1 protein-coding gene is annotated in these 304 nt (G+C 51.3%); it reads right to left on the bottom strand.

What is annotated here, in order from left to right:
• A partial coding sequence (locus tag ACZYR9_RS27695) for a transposase (RefSeq protein WP_488981505.1) occupies positions 1 to 304 on the bottom strand: 304 nt, incomplete at both ends.

Consider the following 304-nt stretch of genomic DNA (forward strand, 5'->3'; position numbering starts at 1 on the left):
GTGACTTCGTTGTATTTTTTCCGGTAGTACTCTCCGAATTCTGCGTCGCGGTTCTTTACCAAGTTGGCAGCTTCAACCAGGTAATAACGCAGAAACCGGTTGCCGGATTTAATACGGGACGTTTCTTGGGCTTCAAACTTGCCAGACTGATTCTTTCGCCAAGTAAGCCCAGCGTACTTCGCCAGAGCGGCTTGATCGTCAAAGCGATGGATGTCACCGATTTCGGCGATAATACCAGCGCTGTAGATCGGGCCGATACCGGGGATCGTCTTCAGGACGTTTTCACCGGGTAAGCCGGCGATAA

This window comes from Paenibacillus sp. F024 (genome assembly GCF_057814255.1).